26 protein-coding genes and 1 pseudogene are annotated in these 23,666 nt (G+C 71.6%); 9 read left to right on the forward strand and 18 right to left on the reverse strand.

Going from position 1 to position 23,666, the window contains the following annotated elements; all coding sequences use genetic code 11:
* Window positions 1-63 precede the first annotated feature (63 nt).
* Complete coding sequence (gene afsQ1, locus AB0K36_RS01900; RefSeq protein ID WP_175257369.1) at window positions 64-741, reverse strand: two-component system response regulator AfsQ1; 678 nt, start codon at window positions 739-741, stop codon at window positions 64-66.
* A 181-nt stretch (window positions 742-922) separates the two neighbouring features.
* Here afsQ1 and AB0K36_RS01905 point away from each other — a divergent pair, with 181 nt between their 5' ends.
* Window positions 923-1,660 carry a SigE family RNA polymerase sigma factor gene (locus AB0K36_RS01905; RefSeq protein ID WP_189466556.1) on the forward strand — a complete coding sequence of 246 codons (738 nt, stop codon included), beginning with the start codon at window positions 923-925 and terminating at the stop codon, window positions 1,658-1,660.
* Between the two features lie 216 nt (window positions 1,661-1,876).
* On the opposite strand, the gene AB0K36_RS01910 is transcribed toward AB0K36_RS01905, so the two are convergent.
* On the reverse strand, window positions 1,877-2,515 hold the full coding sequence (locus AB0K36_RS01910) for a uridine kinase family protein (RefSeq protein ID WP_364586903.1): 639 nt from the start codon (window positions 2,513-2,515) through the stop codon (window positions 1,877-1,879).
* 117 nt (window positions 2,516-2,632) lie between these two features.
* Here AB0K36_RS01910 and AB0K36_RS01915 point away from each other — a divergent pair, with 117 nt between their 5' ends.
* Window positions 2,633-2,989, forward strand: coding sequence for a hypothetical protein (locus AB0K36_RS01915; protein WP_364586906.1), 357 nt, complete (start codon window positions 2,633-2,635; stop codon window positions 2,987-2,989).
* Window positions 2,990-3,078: 89 nt separating this feature from the next.
* Here AB0K36_RS01915 and AB0K36_RS01920 read toward each other — a convergent pair whose 3' ends face one another.
* Genes AB0K36_RS01920 through deoC form a run of 3 tightly spaced genes read right to left on the reverse strand, consistent with a single transcriptional unit; the run spans window position 3,079 to window position 6,354 of the window.
* Entirely contained in the window at window positions 3,079-3,966 is an 888-nt protein-coding gene (locus AB0K36_RS01920; RefSeq protein WP_364586909.1) for an aldehyde dehydrogenase family protein, read from the reverse strand.
* Window positions 3,959-5,395: an aldehyde dehydrogenase family protein gene (locus AB0K36_RS01925; RefSeq protein WP_364586912.1), complete on the reverse strand. Its 1,437-nt coding sequence runs from the start codon at window positions 5,393-5,395 to the stop codon at window positions 3,959-3,961. The genes AB0K36_RS01920 and AB0K36_RS01925 overlap by 8 nt, the downstream gene beginning before the upstream one ends.
* 5 nt (window positions 5,396-5,400) lie before the next feature.
* On the reverse strand, window positions 5,401-6,354 hold the full coding sequence (deoC, locus tag AB0K36_RS01930; protein ID WP_364586914.1) for a deoxyribose-phosphate aldolase: 954 nt from the start codon (window positions 6,352-6,354) through the stop codon (window positions 5,401-5,403).
* Window positions 6,355-6,493: 139 nt separating this feature from the next.
* Between deoC and AB0K36_RS01935 the strand changes: the two genes are divergently transcribed.
* Window positions 6,494-7,129, forward strand: a complete 636-nt coding sequence (locus AB0K36_RS01935) for a PH domain-containing protein (RefSeq protein ID WP_364586917.1) — start codon at window positions 6,494-6,496, stop codon at window positions 7,127-7,129.
* 104 nt (window positions 7,130-7,233) lie between these two features.
* Here the strand turns inward: AB0K36_RS01935 and AB0K36_RS01940 are convergent, their stop codons facing one another.
* From AB0K36_RS01940 to AB0K36_RS01950, 3 genes are all read right to left on the reverse strand, one after another.
* A complete protein-coding gene (locus tag AB0K36_RS01940; RefSeq protein ID WP_364586920.1) occupies window positions 7,234-8,889 on the reverse strand; it encodes a phospho-sugar mutase in 1,656 nt (551 codons plus the stop codon).
* Window positions 8,890-10,027: 1,138 nt separating this feature from the next.
* Complete coding sequence (locus AB0K36_RS01945; protein WP_189466543.1) at window positions 10,028-10,858, reverse strand: purine-nucleoside phosphorylase; 831 nt, start codon at window positions 10,856-10,858, stop codon at window positions 10,028-10,030.
* Between the two features lie 158 nt (window positions 10,859-11,016).
* Window positions 11,017-11,454 (reverse strand): gamma-glutamylcyclotransferase family protein, encoded by a 438-nt coding sequence (locus AB0K36_RS01950; RefSeq protein WP_005312922.1) that lies wholly within the window; start codon window positions 11,452-11,454, stop codon window positions 11,017-11,019.
* Between the two features lie 237 nt (window positions 11,455-11,691).
* On the opposite strand from AB0K36_RS01950, the gene AB0K36_RS01955 reads away from it, so the two are divergent.
* A complete protein-coding gene (locus tag AB0K36_RS01955) occupies window positions 11,692-13,131 on the forward strand; it encodes an NAD(P)H-quinone dehydrogenase (RefSeq protein ID WP_189466541.1) in 1,440 nt (479 codons plus the stop codon).
* Between the two features lie 201 nt (window positions 13,132-13,332).
* Window positions 13,333-14,220: a DeoR/GlpR family DNA-binding transcription regulator gene (locus tag AB0K36_RS01960; protein ID WP_435877754.1), complete on the forward strand. Its 888-nt coding sequence runs from the start codon at window positions 13,333-13,335 to the stop codon at window positions 14,218-14,220.
* 251 nt (window positions 14,221-14,471) lie between these two features.
* Here AB0K36_RS01960 and AB0K36_RS01965 read toward each other — a convergent pair whose 3' ends face one another.
* From AB0K36_RS01965 to AB0K36_RS01975, 3 genes are read right to left on the reverse strand one after another with little or no spacing between them, the layout of a single operon-like run.
* Window positions 14,472-14,894, reverse strand: a complete 423-nt coding sequence (locus AB0K36_RS01965) for a hypothetical protein (RefSeq protein WP_364586927.1) — start codon at window positions 14,892-14,894, stop codon at window positions 14,472-14,474.
* Window positions 14,836-15,351, reverse strand: coding sequence for an anthrone oxygenase family protein (locus AB0K36_RS01970; protein ID WP_364586930.1), 516 nt, complete (start codon window positions 15,349-15,351; stop codon window positions 14,836-14,838). Before AB0K36_RS01970 ends, AB0K36_RS01965 begins: the two co-directional genes overlap by 59 nt.
* Window positions 15,352-15,356: 5 nt before the next feature.
* Window positions 15,357-15,770 (reverse strand): nuclear transport factor 2 family protein, encoded by a 414-nt coding sequence (locus tag AB0K36_RS01975; RefSeq protein ID WP_364586933.1) that lies wholly within the window; start codon window positions 15,768-15,770, stop codon window positions 15,357-15,359.
* Between the two features lie 96 nt (window positions 15,771-15,866).
* Here AB0K36_RS01975 and AB0K36_RS01980 point away from each other — a divergent pair, with 96 nt between their 5' ends.
* Entirely contained in the window at window positions 15,867-16,478 is a 612-nt protein-coding gene (locus tag AB0K36_RS01980) for a TetR/AcrR family transcriptional regulator (RefSeq protein ID WP_364586936.1), read from the forward strand.
* Here AB0K36_RS01980 and AB0K36_RS01985 read toward each other — a convergent pair.
* Window positions 16,475-16,933: a TIGR03618 family F420-dependent PPOX class oxidoreductase gene (locus tag AB0K36_RS01985; protein WP_364586939.1), complete on the reverse strand. Its 459-nt coding sequence runs from the start codon at window positions 16,931-16,933 to the stop codon at window positions 16,475-16,477. The two genes, AB0K36_RS01980 and AB0K36_RS01985, sit on opposite strands and share 4 nt — an antisense overlap.
* A 151-nt stretch (window positions 16,934-17,084) precedes the next feature.
* On the opposite strand from AB0K36_RS01985, the pseudogene AB0K36_RS01990 reads away from it, so the two are divergent.
* A pseudogene (locus tag AB0K36_RS01990) lies at window positions 17,085-17,243 on the forward strand (membrane-associated oxidoreductase); the annotation flags it as partial.
* Window positions 17,244-17,374: 131 nt separating this feature from the next.
* On the opposite strand, the gene AB0K36_RS01995 reads toward AB0K36_RS01990, so the two are convergent.
* The 3 genes from AB0K36_RS01995 to AB0K36_RS02005 are packed head-to-tail and all read right to left on the reverse strand — an operon-like array spanning window position 17,375 to window position 20,043.
* A complete protein-coding gene (locus AB0K36_RS01995; protein WP_364586942.1) occupies window positions 17,375-17,941 on the reverse strand; it encodes a TetR/AcrR family transcriptional regulator in 567 nt (188 codons plus the stop codon).
* A gap of 19 nt (window positions 17,942-17,960) precedes the next feature.
* Entirely contained in the window at window positions 17,961-18,236 is a 276-nt protein-coding gene (locus AB0K36_RS02000) for a hypothetical protein (RefSeq protein WP_364586945.1), read from the reverse strand.
* Window positions 18,237-18,288: 52 nt separating this feature from the next.
* Window positions 18,289-20,043: an acetyl/propionyl/methylcrotonyl-CoA carboxylase subunit alpha gene (locus tag AB0K36_RS02005; protein ID WP_364586948.1), complete on the reverse strand. Its 1,755-nt coding sequence runs from the start codon at window positions 20,041-20,043 to the stop codon at window positions 18,289-18,291.
* Between the two features lie 380 nt (window positions 20,044-20,423).
* Here AB0K36_RS02005 and AB0K36_RS02010 point away from each other — a divergent pair, with 380 nt between their 5' ends.
* The gene (locus tag AB0K36_RS02010) at window positions 20,424-20,876 is read left to right on the forward strand and encodes a hypothetical protein (RefSeq protein WP_364586951.1); all 453 of its coding nucleotides are present in this window, start codon (window positions 20,424-20,426) and stop codon (window positions 20,874-20,876) included.
* A gap of 12 nt (window positions 20,877-20,888) precedes the next feature.
* Here AB0K36_RS02010 and AB0K36_RS02015 read toward each other — a convergent pair whose 3' ends face one another.
* The 3 genes from AB0K36_RS02015 to AB0K36_RS02025 form a co-directional block, all read right to left on the reverse strand.
* Window positions 20,889-21,506, reverse strand: a complete 618-nt coding sequence (locus tag AB0K36_RS02015; protein WP_364586954.1) for a Maf family protein — start codon at window positions 21,504-21,506, stop codon at window positions 20,889-20,891.
* A gap of 77 nt (window positions 21,507-21,583) precedes the next feature.
* Window positions 21,584-21,712, reverse strand: a complete 129-nt coding sequence (gene mmpB, locus AB0K36_RS02020) for a morphogenic membrane protein MmpB (RefSeq protein ID WP_259372230.1) — start codon at window positions 21,710-21,712, stop codon at window positions 21,584-21,586.
* Window positions 21,713-21,760: 48 nt separating this feature from the next.
* Window positions 21,761-22,381: a TetR/AcrR family transcriptional regulator gene (locus tag AB0K36_RS02025; protein WP_435877749.1), complete on the reverse strand. Its 621-nt coding sequence runs from the start codon at window positions 22,379-22,381 to the stop codon at window positions 21,761-21,763.
* A gap of 75 nt (window positions 22,382-22,456) precedes the next feature.
* Here AB0K36_RS02025 and AB0K36_RS02030 point away from each other — a divergent pair, with 75 nt between their 5' ends.
* Window positions 22,457-23,593: an SGNH/GDSL hydrolase family protein gene (locus tag AB0K36_RS02030; RefSeq protein ID WP_364586960.1), complete on the forward strand. Its 1,137-nt coding sequence runs from the start codon at window positions 22,457-22,459 to the stop codon at window positions 23,591-23,593.
* The last annotated feature ends 73 nt before the right edge of the window (window positions 23,594-23,666 follow it).

Below are 23,666 nucleotides of genomic sequence, written 5' to 3' on the forward strand. Positions count from 1 at the left end.
TTCGTACCGTCGTCGTTCGTGCCGTCGCTCACCGAACGGTCCCGCCCGCAATGTGCGTTCCGGTCACTGCGGGACGTCCAGCCGGTAACCGACGCCACGCACCGTACGGATCAAGGTCGGTGAGGACGGTACGTCCTCCACCTTGGCCCGCAGCCGCTGCACACACGCGTCCACCAGGCGCGAGTCGCCGAGGTAGTCGTGCTCCCACACCAGCCGCAGCAGCTGCTGGCGGGACAGGGCCTGCCCCGGGCGCCGGCTCAGCTCCAGCAGGAGACGCAACTCGGTCGGCGTGAGCTGCAGATCCTCCCCGTTCTTGGTGACCGTCATCGCGGAACGGTCGATCACCAGCGAGCCGAACGTCGCCGAGTCGGTGGACTCCCGCTCGCCACGGCGCAGTACGGCGCGGATGCGGGCGTCGAGGACCCGTCCCTGCACCGGCTTGACGACGTAGTCGTCGGCGCCGGACTCGAGCCCGACGACGACGTCGATGTCGTCACTGCGGGCGGTCAGCAGGATGATCGGCAACTGGTCGGTGCGCCGGATGCGGCGGCAGACCTCGAAACCGTCGATCCCGGGCAGCATCACATCCAGCACGATCAGGTCAGGCCGCTGCTCACGCAGCAGTTTCAGGCCGTCCTCGCCCGTCGCCGCGGTGGCCACTCGGTGGCCCTGGCGTGACAGCGAGAGTTCGAGGGCCGTGCGGATGGCGTCGTCGTCCTCGATCAGCAACAGGAAAGGCACGGGGGTCATTCTGGCCCATGGGGAGCCCCAGTTCGACTCCCCGTACCCCCCAGGCCCGTACTCACACCACTTCTTCCCTTGTGACGCGCCTGTGACAGTCGGCGGACACCGCGATGAAAGAGCCCGGGCAAGCTTCTTCTCACACGAACGAAACCAGACTCCACTCGACGGGGGGCGCGAGATGAACGCACTGCACAGCACCACCTCAAGCGCAGTTGTGACGCGTCTCCACGACGTCGCGCGGAGCACCGAGAAGTCCGGCGCCGTGAACGGGCGGGGGTGCGTTCGCGGCGCCGGGCGTCAGCACAAGCCGCCGTACATGGCGGTGGTTGACGCACCCACGGGAAGCGGCGCCGCGTACGGGGAGCCGAAACCGGCGGGGGAGCGGGCGTCCTGCTCGGAGGCCGAGTTCACGGCCTACGTCCAGGAGCGCCGGGCCTCCCTGTACGCGACCGCCTACCACCTGACCGGTGACCGGTACGAGGCGGAGGACCTGCTCCAGAGCGCGCTGTTCTCGACGTACCGTGCCTGGGAGCGGATCAGCGACAAGGCCGCGGTCGGCGGCTATCTGCGCCGCACGATGACCAACCTGCACATCAGCGCCTGGCGCCGGCGCAAGCTCAACGAGTACCCCACGGAGGAGCTGCCGGAGACGGCGGGCGACACCGACGCGATGCGGGGTACCGAGCTGCGCGCCGTCCTGTGGCAGGCGCTCGCCAGGCTTCCCGAACTCCAGCGGACGATGCTGGTCCTTCGCTACTACGAGGGCCGCACCGACCCGGAGATCGCGGAGATCCTGGACATCAGCGTCGGCACGGTGAAGTCGAGCATCTGGCGGTCGCTCCGCCGGCTGCGCGAGGACGAGGTCCTCAGCTTCGGCCGTGACGAGGAAGAGTCCTTCGGCGAGCTGGTGGCCTGAAGGCAACGGGGGAAACACGGGGGAAGTACGGGGGCTGCCGTTTCGGGGGAGACGGCAGAGACCGCTGTTTCGGGGGAGACAGCGGCAGGATCCACGGGGGACACGGGGATCCACGGAAGGAAGGATCCACGGGGGACACGGGGATCCACGGGGGAAAACGGAGTGGGGCCGGGCAGGCCGGGGGGTTCTGTCCGGCCCCACTCCCATGTCCGGCGGCTACACGGGCTGCCGCACCGAGGGCAGCCGGCAGTGGCCGGCCGCCGCGGCCGCGAGGCGGCCGAGGGCCTCGGCCTTGCCGCAGGGGTGCGCGCCCAGGCCCGCCTGGCGCGCCACGATGCCGCGCTCGGCGCGCATCAGACGCCACCCGCGCCGCAGCAGGAACGGCACAGACTTGCGCCCCTCGCGCAGATCGCGCGCGAGGCGGCGGCGGAACGTCGTGGAGGGCCGGCCGCGCAGGCACAGCGCGTCGGCGAGGACGCCCAGTTCCTCGCAGCGCCGCACGATGTCGGCCGCGAAGATGCCTTCGGCGACGAACAGCGGCGTGCGGCCGATGTCCAGCGTCTCGGCGCCGGTACGGGAACTGGTGGCGATGTCGTACACCGGAACGGCGGTCCGGCCGCTGCGGCACAGCTCCGCTATCGCCGCGACCGCGGCGTCCGCGTCCCAGGACGAGGGCGAGTCCCAGTCGATGTCGGTGCTGCCCGTCACCAGGGGAAGCGTCGGGTCGTTGCCCTCTTTGTAGAAGTCGTCCAGGCGCAGGACCGGCAGGCCGGTACGGGCGGCGAGAGAGGACTTTCCGGAGCCTGAGGGGCCCGCGAGCAGCACGACGCGGGTCGGGAGGGGTTGGGAACTCACGGGAGACAAGTGTGACGCATCCAGCGGCTCCCGGAACCCCTGGAGGTCCGGTTGGTACGAGCATCACACCGCCGACCACTTTCCGTACGCGCACGATCACTTGATGGGATGGAATCCATGGCTCGTCACGCAGCTTCCAAGAACAGGCGCCGCGCAGTGCTGCGCGCCGGACTCACCGTCGCGGCGGCGGGAGCCGCGCTCGGCGCGGGCGGGGCGGCGGCCAACGCGGCCGTGCCGGTGGGGACGGTCACCGGGCTCGTCACCAACTCGGTGAGCGGCGTGAGCGAGCTCAAGAGCCTTCAGCTGCACCCGCTGGCCAACACCGGTGTGGACCCGCTCGACAACGCGGTCGGCACGCAGGTCGCCGACTTCCAGCCGGTCAGCACGGCGATGGCGACGGACAACATCACCAGGGGTCAGGCGATCGAGGACCTCCCGGTGGCCGGGCCGGCCGCCGCCTCGCTGCTGCCGTAGGGCCTTGTCTCCCCGGATCGTTCCGGACACGACGGGGAAGCCCCCGCCTCCGGACGGAGAGGCGGGGGCTTCGGCCGGTGCCGGCGGCGTCAGTACGCCGAGCCGGAGGCGCCCAGTGAACCGGTCGGGTGCCAGACGGTCTTCGTCTCGAGGAACGCCGTCAGCCGGTGCGTGCCGGGGTCCGCCGAGAAATCCACAGCCTGTGGACGGAAGACCCGCTTCAGGTTGTCCGCCGCCGCGACCTCGAGCTCCTTGGCCAGGACCTCGTCCGCGCCGGTGAGGTCGATGCCGTTGACGTCCTGGTGCGCGGCGAGCGGGGCGGCGATCTCCCCCGTACGGCCGGAGAGCACGTTGACCACGCCGCCCGGCAGGTCGGAGGTGGCGAGCACCTCGCCGAGGGAGAGCGCCGGGAGCGGGGCCCGCTCGGAGGCGACGACGACGACGGTGTTACCGGCGGCGATCACGGGGGCGACCACGGACACCAGGCCGAGGAACGACGAGTCCTGCGGCGCGACGACCGTCACGACACCCGTCGGCTCCGGGGTGGAGAGGTTGAAGAACGGGCCCGCGACCGGGTTCGCCCCGCCCACGATCTGGGCGATCTTGTCCGTCCAGCCCGCGTACCAGACCCAGCGGTCGATCGCCGCGTCGACGACGTCCGCCGCCTTCGACTTGGACAGGCCCTCGGACTGCGCGACCTCGCGGACGAACTGGTCCTTGCGGCCCTCCAGCATCTCGGCGATGCGGTAGAGGATCTGGCCGCGGTTGTACGCGGTCGCGCCCGACCAGCCGCCGAACGCCTTGCGCGCGGCGACGACCGCGTCCCGCGCGTCCTTGCGGGAGGAGAGCGGCACGTTGGCCAGCCACTTGCCCTTAGGGTCCGTCACCTCGTACACCCGGCCGCTCTCGGAGCGGGGGAACTTGCCCCCGACGTACAGCTTGTAGGTCTTGAAGACGCTGAGTCGCCCGTCAGACATCGAGGTAGGCCTCCAGACCGTGACGGCCGCCCTCGCGGCCGAAGCCCGACTCCTTGTAGCCGCCGAACGGCGAGGTCGGGTCGAACTTGTTGAACGTGTTGGCCCACACCACACCCGCGCGGAGCTTGTTGGCCACCGCGAGGATGCGGGAGCCCTTCTCCGTCCAGATGCCGGCGGACAGGCCGTACTGGCTGTTGTTCGCCTTGGCGACGGCCTCGTCCGGCGTGCGGAACGTCAGCACGGACAGCACCGGGCCGAAGATCTCGTCGCGGGCGATGGTGTGCGCCTGCGTGACGTTGGTGAACAGCGTCGGCGCGAACCAGTAGCCGGAGGCGGGCAGCTCGCACGCGGGCGACCAGCGCTCGGCGCCCTCCGCCTCGCCGGCCTCGACCAACGTCGTGATCCGGGACAGCTGCTCCTCGGAGTTGATCGCCCCGATGTCGGTGTTCTTGTCCAGCGGGTCGCCGAGGCGCAGCGTGGACAGGCGGCGCTTGAGGGAGTCCAGCAGCTCGTCCTGGATCGACTCCTGGACCAGGAGGCGCGAGCCCGCGCAGCAGACCTGCCCCTGGTTGAAGAAGATGCCGTTGACGATGCCCTCGACGGCCTGGTCGATGGGGGCGTCGTCGAAGACGATGTTGGCGCCCTTGCCGCCGAGCTCGAGGGTGACCTTCTTCTTCGTGCCGGCGACCTGGCGGGCGATGGCCTTGCCGACCGCGGTGGAGCCGGTGAAGGCGACCTTGTTCACGTCCGGGTGCTCGACCAGGGCCGCGCCGGTGTCCCCGTAGCCGGGAAGGATGTTGACCACGCCGTTCGGCAGGCCGGCCTGGCGGCAGATGTCCGCGAAGAACAGGGCGGACAGCGGCGTCGTCTCCGCCGGCTTCAGGACCACCGTGTTGCCGGTGGCGAGCGCCGGGGCGATCTTCCACGCGAGCATCAGGAGCGGGAAGTTCCAGGGGATGACCTGGCCGGCGACGCCGAGCGGGCGCGGGTCGGCGCCGTAGCCGGCGTGGTCGAGCTTGTCGGCCCAGCCCGCGTAGTAGAAGAAGTGCGCGGCGACCAGCGGGAGGTCCGCGTCGCGGGTCTCCTTGATCGGCTTGCCGTTGTCCAGGGTCTCCAGGACGGCCAGCTCGCGGCTGCGCTCCTGGATGATCCGCGCGATACGGAAGAGGTACTTGGCGCGCTCAGCGCCGGGCAGGGCCGACCACTTCCCGAACGCCTTACGGGCGGCCTTCACCGCGCGGTCCACGTCCTCGGCGCCCGCACGGGCGACCTCGGCCAGAACTTCCTCGCTCGACGGCGAGACGGTCTTGAAGACCTTGCCGTCCGCGGCCTCGGAGAACTCGCCGTCGATGAAGAGCCCGTAGGACGGGGCGATGTCGACGATCGACCGCGACTCCGGCGCGGGTGCGTATTCGAATACGGAAGCCATGATGATCAGTCCACCGTCACGTAGTCAGGGCCGGAGTAGCGGCCGGTCGCCAGCTTCTGCCGCTGCATCAGCAGGTCGTTGAGCAGGCTCGACGCGCCGAAGCGGAACCAGTGGCTGTCCAGCCAGTCCTCGCCCGCGGTCTCGTTGACCAGGACGAGGAACTTGATCGCGTCCTTGCTGGTACGGATACCGCCGGCGGGCTTCACGCCCACCTGTACCCCAGTCTGCTCCTTGAAGTCGCGCACGGCCTGAAGCATCAGCAGGGTGTTCGCCGGGGTGGCGTTCACCGCGACCTTGCCGGTCGACGTCTTGATGAAGTCCGCGCCGGCGATCATGCCGAGCCAGGAGGCGCGGCGGATGTTGTCGTACGTGGAGAGCTCGCCGGTCTCGAAGATGACCTTGAGCCGGGCGCTGCCGGAGGCCTCCTTCACGGCGCGGATCTCCTCGTACACCTTCATGTAATCGCCGGCCAGGAAGGCGCCGCGGTCGATCACCATGTCGATCTCGTCCGCCCCGGCGGCGACCGCGTCACGGACGTCCGCGATCTTCACGGGGAGGGCGGCGCGGCCGGCCGGGAAGGCGGTCGCCACGGAGGCGACCTTGACCTCGGAGCCCTTCAGGGCCTCCTTGGCGGTCGCCACCATGTCGGGGTAGACGCAGACCGCGGCGGTCGTCGGCGTGGTGCGGTCGGTCGGGTCGGGGTTGACGGCCTTGGCGGCGAGCGCCCGGACCTTGCCCGGGGTGTCCGCGCCTTCGAGCGTCGTCAGGTCGATCATGGAGATGGCCAGATCGATGGCGTACGCCTTGGCCGTGGTCTTGATGGAACGCGTGCCGAGGGACGCCGCGCGCCCTTCGAGGCCGACGGCGTCGACGCCGGGCAGCCCGTGCAGGAAGCGGCGCAGAGTGCTGTCGGACGCGGTCACGTCAGCGAATGCGGGTGCGGTGGTGGGCATGGTCACCAGATGAGCATATCTACGCGCGTAGCGACCTGTACAGGGGGTGCGCGGAAACTCTGCCCGAAACAGGGCAGAAGCCGCGGCGCCCGCACGGCCACCCCGTGCCGGGGACCCGGAACCCGCGTGCGGCAGAATCGGAACCATGACGAGCCCCCAGCAGCCCGAGCCCTCCACCGACAGCGACCGGATCTTCCGCTCGACCGCCGGAATGGCGGGTGGTGCCGTGCTGCTCGGGCTCATCGCCTGGATCGTCGTCGACGCCGTCGTCCGGGGCGAGGGCCGCACGCCGTGGCTCGCCCTCGCCGGCGCGCTGCTCGCGGTACCGGCCGTCGTCGCCTTCACCTTCCGCCCGGCCGTCTTCGCCGGCGAGGACCGCATCCGGATCAGGAACCCGTTCCGGACCATCGTCCTGCCGTGGGGCAGCGTGGCCGACGTACGGGCCTCCTACTCCAGCGAGATCTTCACGCAGGGCGGCGCGAAGTACCAGCTCTGGGCCATTCCGGTCTCGCTGCGCAAGCGCAAGGCCGCGGCCCGGCGGCAGGCCCAGGCCGCCTACGACGACCCGCACGGCACGACGTCCGTCCACGCCGACGTGAGCGACGCGAAGTCCCGCGTCGCCCCCGCCGACCAGACCATCGCCGACCTGCGGGAACTGGCGGAACGGCGGGCCTCCGCGGCGGAGGCCCAGGGCGAGCCGCAGATCCGCTGGGCGTACGAACTGCTGGCGCCGGCGGCCGCGGGCGCCGTTCTCCTCGCGGTTCTCCTCGTGACCGGCTGACACCCCGGTCACCGGGCGGGCCGTGAGCGGTCGCCCGGACTGCGCGGAACGGCGCCCGCCGCTGCCCCGACCGGGCCGCGGCGAGCGCCGGGCACCGTTCGCGGTCAGATACCGGCGGCGGCGGACAGGTCCCGCTTGACGGCGTCGAGCACCTGCGAGGCGCGCGCCCTGGCCCCGGCCAGCGCGCTCGCGTCGGCGACCGGGACGACCACCTCCAGGTAGCACTTCAGCTTGGGCTCGGTACCGCTGGGGCGGACGATGACACGGGCCTTGAACTCGCCGTCGAGGTAATAGCGCAGACCGTCGGTCGGCGGGAGCCTGTCCGTCCCGACGGCCAGATCCTCCGCCGTGGTGACCCGCAGGCCCGCCAGGGCGGTCGGCGGCTGCTCGCGCAGCGCCCTCATGGCGTTCGCGATGATGCCGAGGTCCTTCACCCGCACCGACAGCTGATCGGTGGCGTGCAGACCGTGCTCGACGGCGAGGTCGTCCAGCAGGTCGCCGAGCGTACGGCCCTGCTCCTTGAGCTCCGAGACCAGTTCGGCCACCAGCAGCGCCGCCGTGATGCCGTCCTTGTCACGTACGCCCTCGGGGTCGACGCAGTAGCCGAGCGCCTCCTCGTAGCCGTACCGAAGGCCCTCGACGCGGGCGATCCACTTGAACCCCGTCAGCGTCTCCTCGTACCCGAGCCCGGCGGCGGCCGCGATCCGGCCCAGCAGCGACGACGACACGATCGACTCGGCGAAGACGCCGGTGGCGCCCTTGTGGACGAGGTGCTCGGCGAGCAGGGCGCCGACCTCGTCGCCGCGCAGCATCCGCCAGCCGCCGTCCGCCGCGTCGTCGGGGACGGCGACGGCACAGCGGTCGGCGTCCGGATCGTTGGCGATGACCACGTCGGGGGCGGTCCGGCGAGCGGTCTCGAAGGCGAGATCCATCGCCCCCGGCTCCTCCGGGTTCGGGAACGCGACCGTCGGGAAAGCGGGATCCGGCTCCGCCTGCTCGGCCACCAGGACCGGCTCCGGGAAACCGGCGCGCGCGAAGGCGGCCGTCACCACGTCCTTGCCGACGCCGTGCATGGCCGTGTAGACGACCCGGGCGGTACGTGGGGAGCCGGCCGTCAGCACGGCGTCCGTACGCGCCAGATACGCCTCGAGCACCTCGTCACCGAGCGTCTCCCAACCCTCGTCCGCGCGCGGGACGTCGGCGAGGCCGCGGATCGCGTCGATCTCGGCGGCGATCTCGGCGTCGGCGGGCGGCACGATCTGCGAACCGTCGCCCAGGTAGACCTTGTAGCCGTTGTCCCGAGGAGGGTTGTGGCTCGCCGTCACCTCGACGCCCGCGACAGCGCCCAGATGCCTTATGGCGAAGGCCAGCACGGGCGTGGGAAGCGGGCGCGGCAGCACCGCCGCGCGCAGACCCGCGGCGACCATCACCGCGGCGGTGTCCCGCGCGAAGTCGGCGGACTTGTAGCGGGCGTCGTAGCCGACGACGACCGGGCCGTCCGTCTGCCCCTTGGCCTTCAGATAGGCCGCGAGTCCGGCCGCCGCCCGGATCACCACGGCCCGGTTCATCCGCATCGGCCCGGCCCCGAGCTCACCACGGAGCCCGGCGGTGCCGAACTGGAGCGTCCCGCCGAACCGGTCGGCCAGCTCGCCGAGATCACGCGCCTCGATGAGCCGCGCGAGCTCGTCCCGCGTCTCCGTGTCCGGGTCCTCCGCGAGCCATGCCTCGGCCCGGGCGATCAGGTCCTGCTCCTGCTGCACGGTTGTCCGCCTCTCGTCTTCGCTGTGTCGAGTCTGCGCGGGGCGGGCCGTGACCCGCGAGTCGCAACGCCCACGGCGGACGTCGTTCCCCCGCCCCTCCCTACGGCCCGGCGCCCGCGGAAACCCACCTCCCGGAGCCGAGACTCCGCCCGGACCGGGTTTCCCGGGTCCACCGGGTTCTGCCCCTGGGGTCCCGTTCCGCCGGGCTCCGCCCGGTCCTGGCTTCCCGGAGCCGAGGCTCCGCCTGGACGAGGTTTCCCCGTCTACCGGATTCTGCCCCCGGGTCCCGTTTCGCCGGGCTCCGGCTGGGACCGGACTTGCCGGCGCCGGGCTCCGCCTGGTCCTGGCTTCCCGGAGCTGGGCTCAGCCCCGGTTTTGCCTCCCGGAACGAGGCTCTTCCCGGGCCCGGCTTCCCGGGATCCGGCTGTGCTGGGATCCGGCTTCCCGGTATGTCCGGCTCTGCCGGGATCCCGGGCCCGTACCGCGGCTCCGTCCGGTCCCGTTTCCCGGCATCGGGTCCTGCCGAGGCCCGGTTTCCAGGGCCGGGCTCCGCCGGGACTGGGCTTCCGGCGCCGGGCTTCCTCCGGTCCTGGCTTCCCGGTACCGGGCTCTGCCCGGGCCCCGGCTGTGGCCCGGGCTTGCCGGAGCCGGGCTCCGCCCGGACCTGGCACTCCCGGCACCGGGCTCTGTCCAGGTTCGGTGTTCCGGCACCGGGCCTTGCCTGGGTCTGGCCCGGCCTGGGCCCCGGTTTCCGGAGCCAAGACCCCGGCTGTGGACCGAACCTTGCCGGCGCCGGACTCCGCCCGGACCTGGCACTCCCGGCACCGGGCTCTGCCCAGGTTCGGTGTCCCGGCACCGGGCCTGGCCTGGATCTGGCTTCCCGGTAGCGGGCTCTGTCCGGGCCCCGGCTGTGGCCCGGACTTGCCGGAGCCGGGCTCCGCCCGGACCTGGCACTCCTGGAATCGGGCGTCGCCGCGGCCCGGCTTCCCCGGCCGGGCTTCGGTCGGAGCCGGTACCGCCGCCGGCGTTGCACTCCCGGGAGGGCGCGCGTGCGAGGTGCGCCCGGGGTCCGGGGCGTGCCCCGGTTTCGGGAAGGGGCGGGGAGGGGAACAAGCGGCTCCGCCCCGCCCCCGCCGCCTCAGATGCGTTCCAGCACCCGCGTCAGCAGCTCACCCATCCGCGCCGCGGAATCCCGTCCCGCCTGCAGCACTTCCTCGTGGTTCAGCGGCTCGCCAGAGAGCCCCGCCGCCAGGTTCGTGACCAGCGAGATGCCCAGCACCTCCGCGCCGGCCTCGCGGGCCGCGATGGCCTCGAGGACGGTGGACATGCCCACCAGGTCGCCGCCGAGCACGCGGACCATGTTGATCTCGGCCGGGGTCTCGTAGTGGGGGCCGGGGAACTGGACGTACACGCCCTCCTCGAGCGTCGCGTCCACCTCCTTGCACAGCGCCCGCAGTCGCGGGGAGTAGAGGTCGGTGAGGTCGACGAAGTTCGCGCCGATGATCGGCGACGCCGCCGTCAGGTTGATGTGGTCGCTGATCAGCACCGGCTGCCCCGGACGCATGCCGTCGCGCAGGCCGCCGCAGCCGTTGGTCAGCACCACGGTCTTGCAGCCGGCCGCGACCGCGGTGCGCACGCCGTGGGCGACGGCGGAGACGCCGCGGCCCTCGTAGAAGTGCGTACGGCCGAGGAAGACCAGCGCGCGCTTCTGGCCGATGCGGTAGGAGCGGATCTTGCCGCCGTGGCCCTCGACCGCCGGGGGCGGGAAGCCGGGCAGTTCGGTGACGGGGAACTCGGCCTCCGGGGTGCCGAGCGCGTCGACGGCCGGAGCCCAGCCGGAACCCATCACCAGTGCGACGTCGTGGGTCTCGGTGCCCGTCAGCTCGCGCAGGCGGGCGGCGGCGGCGTCGGCCGCGGCATGGGGGTCGGCGAGAGCGCCGACGAGGTCCGGATTCACAGATGCGTTCACGCGGATGAGCGTAACCCGGGAATTCCTACGCGCGTAGATGACGCAGCCGACGGTCTTCGGATCGTTGTCTTGTCGTTTCCGACGAACCACGCGGGGGCGCACGCCGGCGACCGGCCCCGAGCGGCGGTGCCCGGACGGCCGGGCGTGGCGGGCGGCCGTCAGCAGGGGCGCTTGCGGAGTTCCATCACATAGTCGTGCGGCGCGCCCGCCGATTCCGCGGCGTCCGCGAGTTCGCCCAGGTAGCGGGCCGACGGCAGGCCGCCCTCGTAGCCGTTCAGGACGTACACCCAGGCCGGCTCCTCGCCGTCCAGGGTGTCCACACGGACCCGCATGCGCCGGTATATGTCGAGACCGACACCCTCCCAGCGGTCCATGGAGTCCTCGTCCATGGGCGCGATGTCGTACAGCGCGACGAAGACCTGGGAGCGCGGTGCCTCCACGATCGTGGCCAGCGCCCCTTCCCAGCCCATCTGCTCGCCGCCGAAGGTCAGCCGCCAGCCGTTGAGCCAGCCGGTGCCGCGCAGCGGTGAGTGCGGTGCGCGGCGGGTCATCAGCCGCGCGTCGAGGTTGCCGGCGTACGCGGCGTAGAGCGACATGGGGTCGAGGGTACGGGAGGCGAACGAGCGGCCGCCCCCGCCGCGAGGTACGGCGGGGCCCCGGTCGGCGGTCGAGCAGGAGGGCCGCGGTGGTCGCGGCCGTATGGAGGCCCCGGGGCGAGAACGCCTGAACGATGCGGGACAATGAAGTACGTACTGCATTCCACCGGGGGCACCCCCGGACCCCGGCAGAGCGGGCAGGCGGGCCGGGAACGACAATGCGAGGCGGACTTTTTCGTGACCCGGATCGTGATCATCGGTGGCGGACCCGGCGGATATGAGGCGGCCCTGGTCGGCGCTCAGCTCGGCGCGGAGGTGACCGTCGTCGACTGCGACGGTCTGGGCGGGGCGTCGGTGCTGACCGACTGCGTACCGTCGAAGACCCTGATCGCCACCGCCGAAGTCATGACGACCTTCGACTCCTCCTACGAGGAGCTCGGCATCATCGTGGCCGACGACACCCCGCACATCGAGCAGGCCGCCCGCGTCGTCGGTGTGGACCTCGGCAAGGTCAACCGGCGTGTCAAGCGCCTCGCGCTCGCCCAGTCGCACGACATCACGGCCTCCGTCACCCGGGCCGGCGCGCGCGTCATGCGCGGCCGTGGCCGGCTCGACGGCCAGCAGGCGATGGACGGCTCCCGCAAGGTCGTCGTGCGCGCGGCGGACGGCACGGAGGAGACGCTCACCGCGGACGCCGTGCTGATCGCCACCGGCGGTCACCCGCGCGAGATCCCCGACGCCAAGCCCGACGGCGAGCGCATCCTCAACTGGACGCAGGTGTACGACCTGGACGAGCTGCCCGAGGAGCTCATCGTCGTCGGTTCCGGTGTCACCGGCGCCGAGTTCGCCGGCGCGTACCAGGCACTCGGCTCGCGCGTCACCCTCGTCTCCTCCCGTGACCGCGTGCTGCCCGGCGAGGACCCGGACGCCGCCGCGGTGCTCGAGGACGTCTTCCGCCGCCGCGGTATGAACGTCATGGCCCGCTCCCGCGCCGAGTCCGCCAAGCGCGTCGGCGACCGCGTCGAGGTCACGCTCTCCGACGGCCGCGTCATCAGCGGCTCGCACTGCCTGATGGCCGTCGGCGCGATCCCCAACACGGCGGGCATGGGCCTCGAGGAGGCCGGTGTCCGGCTCAAGGACTCCGGTCACATCTGGACCGACAAGGTGTCCCGTACGTCGGCGCCGGGCGTGTACGCGGCCGGGGACGTCACCGGCATCTTCGCCCTCGCGTCCGTCGCCGCCATGCAGGGCCGGATCGCGATGTACCACTTCCTCGGCGACGCGGTCGCCCCGCTGAACCTGAAGACCGTCTCCTCCAACGTCTTCACCGACCCGGAGATCGCGACCGTCGGCTACAGCCAGGCCGACGTCGACGGCGGCAAGATCGACGCCCGCGTGGTCAAGCTGCCGCTGCTGCGCAACCCCCGCGCCAAGATGCAGGGCATCAGGGACGGCTTCGTCAAGATCTTCTGCCGTCCGGGGACCGGGATCGTGGTCGGCGGCGTGGTCGTCTCGCCGCGCGCCTCGGAACTGATCCACCCCATCTCGATCGCGGTCGACAACAACCTGACGGTCGAACAGATCGCAAACGCTTTCACGGTGTACCCGTCTCTGTCCGGGTCGATCGCGGAGGTGGCACGCCAGTTGCACACCCGGAAGACGTCGGGCGAGGGCTGACCGCGACCGCACGCGGAAGAAACCCGGCGAACCCCGGGCACTTCGCTCGTCGCGCGATCAACTTGGGGGCCGTCTATACCACTTGGCGGCCTCTTAAGTGCACAATTTCCGGTATCCGGCGCATAGAGCTGAAAACTGACGGGCGGTGGGGTTACTGTCAGTTTCGTGTTCGCTGCAGAACGTCGTCAGTTGATCCTCGAAATGGTGCGTGCCAACGGTGCCGTGTCGCTCCGTGAGCTCGCCCGCGTCGTCCAGACCTCCGAAGTGACCGTACGGCGTGACGTGCGGGCACTGGAGGCAGAAGGACTCCTCGACCGCCGGCACGGCGGTGCGGTACTGCCGGGCGGATTCACCCGCGAGTCCGGCTTTCCGCAGAAATCCCTGTCCGCCACCGCGGAGAAGACGGCCATCGCCGACCTCGCGGCCGCCCTTGTCGAAGAGGGCGAGGCCATCGTCGTCGGCGCCGGTACCACGACGCAGGAGCTGGCACGCCGGCTCGCGCGTGTCCCCGGGCTGACCGTGGTCACCAACTCGCTCCTGGTCGCTCAGGCGCTCGCCCACGCCAACCGGGTCGAAGTCGTCATGACCGGCGGCACGTTGCGCGGCTCCAACTACGCGCTGGTCGGAAGCGGTGCGGAGCAGTCCCTCCAAGGGCTGCGGGTCTCCCGCGCGTTCCTGTCCGGGAGCGGACTGACGGCCGAGCGGGGTCTGTCCACGTCCAACATGCTCTCCGCGAGCGTCGACCGGGCGCTCGTCCAGGCCGCGGCGGAGGTCGTGGTCCTGGCGGACCACACCAAGCTCGGTACGGACACGATGTTCCAGACCGTGCCGACGGATGTGATCACCCGCCTGGTGACGGACGAGCCGCCGGCGCACGACGACCGGGCGGCGACGGAGCTTCAGGCACTCGCGGACCAGGGTGTGCAGATCGCGGTCGCCGGGGCGGGGGCGGCTCCCGCGCCGCGCCCTGAGGTGCCGCTGCCCGGCCAGCGCCGCACCCGGGCCGGACTCCGCAGCGCGGCGGGCGCGCTGGGCACGGACGCCCTTCCGGACCGGTCGGCCCGCGTGGCCGACCTCCGCCGTCGCTGACGCGGTCTCCTGGGGTGAGCCTGGGCTCACCGGGGGCCGTGGTGCGGTGGATCGAGGGTGGGGCGTCCCCGGCCGGTGCGGGTGCGTTGCGGGCCCTGTCGGGCGTGGTTCCGGTGCGTTGCGCCCCTGCGGGGCGGGGTTCGGGGGGACCCATCCTGGGCGTGGCACTCCTGTGCGCCCGGTCCGGTCCGGGTGCGGTGCGCCCCTGGCGGGCCTGCCGGGCCCTGGGGTGCGACCGGTCCGGTGGCGTGTTATGCCCGTGGCCGGGCCGGTGCGCCCGTGCTCTCACAGGGCGGCGCAGCGTGCGGACGTACCGGGCGGGGCAGTGGCTGCCGCCAGTCGCCCAGCAGTGTGACGAGGAAGCGGCGGGCGAGATCCCGGACCGAGTCCCAGGCGGGATCCGTCGCCAGGGCGTCGGCCCACTGGGCGGTCCGACCGTCGGCGTCGATCTCGGCGACGCGGCGGCCGACGGCCTGAAGGTCGCGCAGGTTCTCGGGTCCGAAGGCTCCGCGGTCAGTGAGTCCCTTCCCTATGAGGCAGGCGAACTCGACGTCGTCGACGACCAGGTCCGTCGTCAGCTCGCGCTCGCCCAGCCAAGTGAGCTGATCCCGTCGGTCAGCCGCGAGAAGGGACAGCAGGAGACGTGTCCACGTCCGCCAGTGCTCGTCGTTCATACGCGGAGAATCGCACGGAGAGAAGGATCAGCAGCCCGAAAGCGGCGAACGCCGCGGCAGTGCGCGCGTAGTTGAACGCCTCCCAGCGAGCCAGTATCTCGGCGTGATCGGCGGGTGCCGAGGTGGCCGCCCACTGCTTGATCCGGCCGTTGATGGGGACGTTCCCGAGCCGGGTGATCAGGAAGGACGCGACGGCGAGGAGCCCGGCTCCGCCGGCGAGCCACCGTGAGGTGCCGCGCGTCATGGCGGCCAGTGTCAGCGCGCTGAGCGCCGACATGCCCATGGCACCTTGCATGGTGATGCCGTTCATCTGCCTCAACTGGGCATGGAAGGTCAGCCTCATGTCGAGCGGTACGGCGTTGAACGTGGGGACCAGGTTGGCCGCTCCGTAGCCGAAGGCGCCGGCGAGAGCGCCGGTGGAGAGCAGCGCCAGGCCCTGGACGAGCCGAATGCGCATGCGGATCACTCTTCCGTCTGCTGTTCGGCGGTGGTGACGGGCCGCGTCAACTGCTCGGCTCGTCGTAGGCGCCCGTCGGGTGTGAACTCGGCGAACATGTGGACCCGCGTGGAAACGGGTCCGCCTTTGCGCATCCGGGCGTGGATCGTGAAGCGGGCCGCGATCCGGTATCCGTCCAGGAACGCTTCGTGGACCTCGAACCGGAACTGCCGCAGGTTCTTGCGCACCGGGCGGAGGTGAGCGAGGAGGCGGTCCCAGTCGAGTGGTACGCCGTCAGCGACTTGAACGACGTCACGGGTGTAGTACCTGGCCATGAGGTCGGCGGCATCTTCCGAGCCATGGACCACGGCGTCGGTGAAGCTCGTGAAGAAGTCGGCGACGAACTGCTCGGGAGGCTTCGTGCGGAGAGGGTTCATCATTGCTCCTGCCAGGCGTGGTTCGGCTGCACGCCGCAGCGATCTCTTACATGCTTGTAAGATATATCGAAGACGCTAATTCTGACAAGGGTGTAAGAGTTGAGTGCTTTCGAGTCCCCGGGCGACAGGTCCCGCGCTCCGCGTGGCCGTCGCGCCGACGCCGAGCGCAGTCGGACCGCAGTGCTGGACGCCGCGGTGCGACTGCTGGCCGAGCGGCCCGACGCCGGAATGGCCGCCATCGCCGCCGCGGCAGGCGTGACCCGCCAGACCGTGTACGCGCACTTCGGCACCCGTGACGCGTTGCTGGACGCCGTCGCCGACCGGATCACCGACCAGGCCATGGCCGCGATGGACGAGGCGGAAGAGAGCGGCGGTCCGGCCCTGGACGCGCTGCTGCGGCTTCAGGACATCGGCTGGCGGTTGTTCGAACGCAATCCGGTGCTGCTCCAGCTGGGAAGCAGCCGCGGCGCCGCCGACCAGGCCCGGCACGAGCCGGTCGCGGCCCGCCTCACCCGGCTGATCGAGAAAGGCCAGGCGTCAGGCGAGTTCGACCCCGCGCCACCGGCCACCTGGCTGGTGGCCGCGGTGACCGCTCTCGGCCACGCGGCAGGCGACGAGGTCGGGGCGGGACGCATGTCGGTGGAGGAGGCGGCAACGTGGCTGCGTACCACCACACTCGCCCTCCTGGGCGTCGCTCCCCGGAACCCCTAGCCCTCGATGTCGAGTGCTGTTCCGTAGAGCCGATCGACCTTCAGACGGACGACCACCCGCCTCTCCGTGACCTGCTGCTCCAGGAACGCGTCTGCGTCCTCGGGCCGCGCGGCCTCCGGGATCATCCCGAGCAGTTCCCGTCCGACCGCGTCGCCGGCGACCGTCGTGATCCCGGAGACCTCGGCCTCGCCTTCGGCGACGGCGAACGACCAGACGTCGCCACCCTGCACATGCAGTGCGGCACGCGGGTCGCGCCGCAGGTGCCCGACCTTGACCCGGTCGGCCGTCGTGGAGAACCGCACGACGCGGGCCTCGGGGTCCCAGCTGTACAGCATGGTGGTCAGGTGGGGGTGGCCGCTGCGCTTCACCGTGGCGAGGGTGCCGAACTGCTGACGGCCGAGCAGCGTCGAGAGGGCTTCGTCGGACAGTGGGCGAGGTGCTGGTCCTTGAGTCATGACGTGATCAACGTCCGTGACCGCAAAGGAATTTCATGGAGGTCCTAGTACCGCATCAGGCAACGTTCGCCCTGTTCACGACCTCGTGGTAGCCATCTCCTCCCGTATCGCAGTGCCTCACTGGACAAGGTCCTGCGGATGGAGATCACAGACCTTGGACCTCCTGTTGCCGATCATCGACTTCGGTCAGCAGAGTGCCTTCACACCAACCGGCGTCTACCAGTGGTTGTCCTACCTGCTGATCGCCGCCGGTTGGGTTCTCGCCACGACCGTCGCCGCCGGGCTCACACGGACCCTCAGCCGTCAATAGCGCCCGCTTGCATTCATGCTCTCCGTCAGGAGGTGCTCGGCGTGTCCCGGTAGTCCGGTCACAACGCTTTGCCGCCTGGCGCGGCAACCGGGCGACACGTCACGACAGGGCGAACGTTGCCTGATGCGGCACTAGTCCGGGCGCAGGCCCCGCAGGGTCAGGTTCAGGAGGCGGTCCGCCAACTCGGGGTCCGCCGGGTCCTGTTCCGCCGCCAGCGCGATCGCGTTCGTCAACTGCATCAGATCGCCGATCGAGACGTCCGTACGGACCGACCCCGCCTCCTGCGCCCGGGACAGCAGGCGTTCGCCCGCGTCGCGCAGGGGGACGCTGCACGCCGACAGGGCCGAGCTCCTGTCGTGGGACGCCGACAGAAGCGCGCGGGCGAGGCCGCGGTACTCACCCGCGTGGGTGATGAGGGCGCGCAGCCACTCCACCAGCGCCGTGCACGGCTGCTCCGCGCCCGCCAGTTCGCGTGAGCGCTCCAGCAGGGCGGCGACGGCCTCCTGGAAGACCGCGTTCATCATGGCGTGACGGTTGGGGAAGTGGCGGTACAGCGTGCCGATGCCGACACCCGCGCTACGGGCGATCTCCTCGAGCGAGGCGTCGGTGCCGCGCTCGGCGAACGCGGCCCGCGCCTCGGTCAGCAGCCGGTCGTAGTTGCGGCGCGCGTCGGCGCGCTTGGGCCTGGTGTCCGTCACACCTCAAGGATGCCGGACGTCAGGGTGCGGGCGGCGGCGGAGTGCAGCAGCAGCCCGGCTGGGCGGGCGCGGCCCGGTAGGGGGCGAGGGCGGCGTCCGCGGCGGGACGGTAGGGCCGCCGGGACATCCGCGTCACGAGCAGCCACATCTCGCGTTCCTTGCCCAGGTCCTGCGGCAGGACGAGGCCGAGCGTCTCCGCCAGTGGCTTGCGGCCCGCATTGACGAGGGCGCGTACCGCGGCGGCCCACTCGTCCGTGGCGGCCACCGCCGCGCGGTACCAGGCTGCGCCCGGCACGAAGGGCCCCCGGCACGGATGCCGGGGGCCCTTCAGCGGACGGTCGGACGGGTCAGTCCTTGATCTCGCAGATGGTCGCGCCGGAGGTGAGGGAGGCGCCCACCTCGGCGGCGAGGCCCTTGATGGTGCCAGAGCGGTGCGCGTTGAGCGGCTGCTCCATCTTCATGGCCTCCAGGACGACGACGAGGTCGCCCTCCTTGACCTCCTGGCCCTCCTCGACGGCGACCTTGACGATGGTGCCCTGCATCGGGGAGGCGAGGGTGTCACCGGAGGCGGCCGAGGACGACTTCTTCGCGGCCCGGCGCTTGGGCTTGGCGCCGGCGGCGAGGCCGGTGCGCGCGAGGGTCATGCCGAGCGAGGACGGCAGCGACACCTCGAGGCGCTTGCCGCCGACCTCGACCACGATGGTCTCGCGGCCCGCCTCGTCCTCGTCCGTGTCGGCGCCGGCCGGCGCGAACGGCTTGATGTCGTTGACGAACTCGGTCTCGATCCAGCGCGTGTGGACCCGGAAGGGGTCCGCCGTGAACGCCGGGTCGGCGACGACCGCACGGTGGAAGGGGATGGCGGTGGCCATGCCCTCGACCTCGAACTCCGCCAGCGCACGCGCGGCGCGCTGCAGGGCCTGTTCGCGGGTGGCGCCGGTGACGATCAGCTTGGCGAGGAGCGAGTCCCACGCCGGGCCGATGACGGAGCCGGACTCGACACCGGCGTCGAGGCGGACGCCGGGGCCGGTGGGCGGGCTGAACGTGGTGACGGTGCCGGGCGCGGGGAGGAAGCCCCGGCCGGGGTCCTCACCGTTGATCCGGAACTCGAAGGAGTGACCGCGCACCGCCGGGTCGTCGTAGCCGAGTTCCTCGCCGTCGGCGATGCGGAACATCTCGCGGACCAGGTCGATGCCGGTGACCTCTTCGGTGACCGGGTGTTCGACCTGGAGGCGGGTGTTGACCTCGAGGAAGGAGATCGTGCCGTCGACACCGACGAGGAACTCGACGGTGCCGGCGCCGACGTAGCCGGCTTCCTTGAGGATGGCCTTCGAGGCGCGGTACAGCTCCGCGTTCTGAGCCTGTGACAGGAACGGCGCCGGGGCCTCCTCCACCAGCTTCTGGTGGCGGCGCTGGAGCGAGCAGTCACGGGTGGAGACGACGACCACGTTGCCGTGGGAGTCGGCGAGGCACTGGGTCTCCACGTGGCGGGGCTTGTCGAGGTAGCGCTCGACGAAGCACTCGCCCCGGCCGAAGGCGGCGACCGCCTCGCGGACGGCGGAGTCGTAGAGCTCCGGGACCTCTTCGAGGGTGCGGGCGACCTTCAGGCCGCGGCCGCCGCCGCCGAAGGCGGCCTTGATGGCGATCGGCAGCCCGTTCTCGCGGGCGAAGTCGACGACCTCGTCGGCGCCGGACACCGGGTCGGGGGTGCCGGCGACCAGCGGGGCGCCGGCACGCTGGGCGATGTGACGGGCGGCGACCTTGTCACCGAGGTCACGGATGGCCTGCGGGGGCGGGCCGATCCAGGTCAGACCGGCGTCGATGACCGCTTGGGCGAAGTCCGCGTTCTCGGACAGGAAGCCGTATCCGGGGTGGATGGCGTCCGCCCCCGAATCGGCCGCGGCCTGAAGCACCTTGGCCATGTCCAGGTAACTGGCGGCCGGGGTGTCACCGCCCAGGGCGAACGCTTCGTCGGCCGCGCGGACATGCAATGCGTCCCGGTCCGGATCGGCGTAGACGGCTACGCTTGCGATCCCGGCGTCCCGGCAGGCACGGGCAACGCGGACAGCGATTTCGCCACGGTTGGCGATGAGCACCTTGCGCACGATGGCTCCCTCCTTGAAACAAGCTGAGTTTAGGGACTGCCGACACGGCCTTTCGACCCGTCCCCAATGGTGAGCTTGCCCACACGGAGCGTGATTCGAGGCTCGCTCGATCGCGAAATCCCTTGTCGCACCACGGTACGACGGGTTCCCCTCTCGCACAGTAGCCCTCTGGTGTGGTCAAGGTCTCTGTCTGCGGGCGCAGCGGCCCGACACGTTTCTTTGTCGAGTCCCTACGAATGGCCCAACGATTCTTTGCCTCGGGACCGAGCGTGCCGGAACCCTTGTCCCCGCGTTTACCGGTCAGTAGCCTCGCGGCTGTCGTACGTACTTCCGGTACACAGAGGGTTGGGGGCGCCGTGGTGCGCAGACCGGTGGCCGTGGTGGCTGCGCTTGTCCTGCTGATCGAGGCCGTCGGCATCGTCGTGCTCAACGGTGTCATGGCCACGTTCGTCGGGGCCCAGCAGATGTCCCTGGACGGCATGGACCCGGACGTGATGGTGACCGCGACGTGGGGGCTGGGGATAGGTTCCGGCCTCTTCCTCGCCCTGTGCGGCGTGCTGCTCCTCGTGGCGGGCATACGCGACCGGGCGCCCGGCCGCTTCGCCCGCATCGCGCTCATCACCCTTGCCGTCGTGCACGGGGTGCTCGGCGCGGTGGCGGTGGGCCTGGTCGGCTGGAGCGCCTTCGCGTTCCTGATGGTGGTGCTCGGCCTGCTGGTCGCGTCCCTGATCGTGTACGGCAAGGAGCAGCCCCCGGCCGCGTCGGCCGGGCCGGCGGGGAGCACCGACGGCGACGATCCGGTGGCGCCCGTCAGCGGTCCGGCGCCCGCCTGACCCGTCGTCCGCTCAGGCGGCCCAGAGGTCCGTGATCGAGACGCCCAGCTCCGCCAGGAGCCGGCGGAGCAACGGCAGCGACAGTCCGATGACATTGCCCGGGTCGCCGTCGATGCCGTCGATGAACGGGGCCGAGCGGCCGTCCAGCGTGAACGCCCCCGCGACGTACAGGGGTTCGCCGCTCGCGACGTACGCGGCGATCTCGGCGTCCGTCGGCTCGCCGAACCGCACCGTCGTCGACGCGGTCGCGGAAGCGCGGCGGCCGGTCACCGTGTCGATCACGCAGTGCCCCGTCTGCAGGACACCCGACCTGCCGCGCATCGCCTTCCAGCGGGCGGTCGCCTCTTCGGCGTCGGCGGGCTTGCCGAGCGCCTCGCCGTCGAGCTCCAGGACGGAATCGCACCCGATCAGCAACGCCCCTTCGGCCTCCGGCCGAGCGGCGACCGCCGCGGCCTTCGCCTCCGCCAGCACGAGCGCGAGCTCGGCGGGGGACGGCGCGGTGAGCGCGTCCTCGTCGACACCGCTGACGATCACCTCCGGCGCGAGACCGGCCTGCCGCAGCAGATTCAGCCGCGCGGGGGAGGCGGAGGCGAGGACGAGACGGGGGCGGTGGGGTGACGGGGTGGCCATGGGGGACATGGTAGGCGGCGGTGCGGGGCCGCCGGCGGGGTGTCGGGCGGGGGCGCGTGGCCGCCCGCGCGCCCCGCTTACCGCAGGCCCGCCGCGAACATCGCCACCACCATCGCCAGCGCCAGCACCAGCCCCGCGCGACGCAGCATCGTCTGCATGTCGCGGAGTTCCTTGGGCGGTTCGTTCTCCGGGTCGGACCACAGCATGCCTTCGATGGTGCTGGTGCGGGCGGTCTCGCGCCTGAGTACGCGTACTCAAAACGCGAAGGCACCCGCCCGTGCGGCCGCCAGCGCCGCCGACGCCGCTCGCTCGGCGACGTCGGCCGTCAGGGGCTCGCGGCTGACGGCGAAGCGGTAGTACAGGGGCGCGGAAACGGCCCGCAGGACCTCCAGCGGGTCGGTGCCGGCCGGGATCTCGCCGCGGCCGAGGCCGCGTTCGACCGCCGGCGCCCATTCCGCGAGCCGGGTCGCGTAGAAGCCGTGGAGGGCGTCCGCGCACTCCTGGTCGCACGCGGCGGCCGCGATGACGGCGGCGAAGACCGGGCCCATGCGCGGGTCGGTGAGGGTGTCGCGTACGAGCGCGGCGTTGGCGCGCAGGTCCCCTTCCAGCGATCCGGTGTCCGCCGCGGGCAGGGACTGCTCGGCCATGTCGCGCAGCAGGTCCGCGACCAGGCCGGCCGGTGACCGCCAGCGCCGGTAAACGGTGGTCTTGCCGACGCCGGCGACCGCCGCGACCCGGTCCGGCGTCAGGGCGTGGAACCCGCCGTCGACCAGCGCTTCCTGGGTGGCGGCGAGGACGGCCGCGCGGACTTTCGCGGTGCGGCCGCCGGGGCGGACCGTACCCGGGGTGGCTTCCAAACGGATCTCCCGTTCCATTAGTAACCGGAACTCTGTTAGCGTGCCACCATCCTAATGGAACTCACCGCCCGTTAGTGGCGGAAGGGGTACGTCATGAGCGCATGGACCGCGGCCTGGGCCGCCTCCCCCCAGATGCCCAGCACCGGCTTCACCCCGAACTGGTCCCAGGAAGGCTTCTCGCGCCAGACCGTCCGCCAGGCCGTGCGCGTCACCGCGGGCGGCGCGTGCCTTCGCGTCCGCCTCTCCAACGCCTACGGCACCTCCCCGCTGCACCTCACCGGCGCCACCGTCGCCCGCTCCGCCGGCGGCGCCGCGATCGAGGAGGGGTCCGTACGGGAGCTCACCTTCGGCGGGGCGCGGTCCGCCGTGATCCCCGCGCGGGCCGAACTGCGCAGCGATCCGGCCGGCCTGCCTGTCGAGCGGCTCGGGTCCGTGACGGTCACGCTGTACTTCGCCGGCACCACCGGCCCGGTGACGTTCCACTCCCAGGCCTGGGCGGACTCCTACCGCGCCGACGGCGACCGTCGCGCCGAGGTGTCGGGAGCGGCGTTCACCGACGTCACCGCGTCGTGGTACCACCTCGCTGGTGTGGAGGTCGCCGCCGGACGCGCCGACGGGATCGTCCTGTTCGGCGACTCCGTCACGGACGGCTTCGGTTCGACACACGGAGCGAACCGCCGCTGGTCCGACGCGCTCGCCGAACCCACCGGCCGGCCCGTCCTCAACGCCGGCATCGGCGGCAATCTCCTGCTCAACGACTCGGCCTGGTACGGGGAGAGGGGGACCGCGCGGTTCCGTCGTGACGCCCTCGCGCAGCCCGGCGTCTCCACCGTCGTCGTCCTCGAAGGGCTCAACGACATCGGTTTCAGCGAGGCTCCCGGAGAGCCGACCTACAAACCCGCCCCCGTCGTCAGCTCTGCGGAAGTCGTGGCGGGCCATCGCGAGCTGATCCGGCAGGCCCGAGCCGCGGGCGTGCGGATCGTCGGCGCGACGCTCCTGCCGCTCGCCGGGTCCGACCACTGGGGCGCGCACTCCGCGCGCGTCGGCCCGGAGATCAACCGGTGGATCCGCACGGGCGGCGAGTACGACGCCGTCGTCGACTTCGACCGCGCCCTCGCCGACCCGGCCGACCCCGGGCGACTGCACCCCGCCTACGACTTCGGCGACCGCCTCCACCCCGGCGACAAGGGCTACCAGGTCATGGCGGAGCTGCTGGCCGACGTGCTGTGACAGCGCGGAGGGCGGGGCCCCGACAAGGGCCCGGCCCCCCAACCCCCCCAGAGCAGCCCACAAAGGAAGAACG

Source organism: Streptomyces kurssanovii (genome assembly GCF_040677245.1).
Classification (GTDB): domain Bacteria; phylum Actinomycetota; class Actinomycetes; order Streptomycetales; family Streptomycetaceae; genus Streptomyces; species Streptomyces kurssanovii.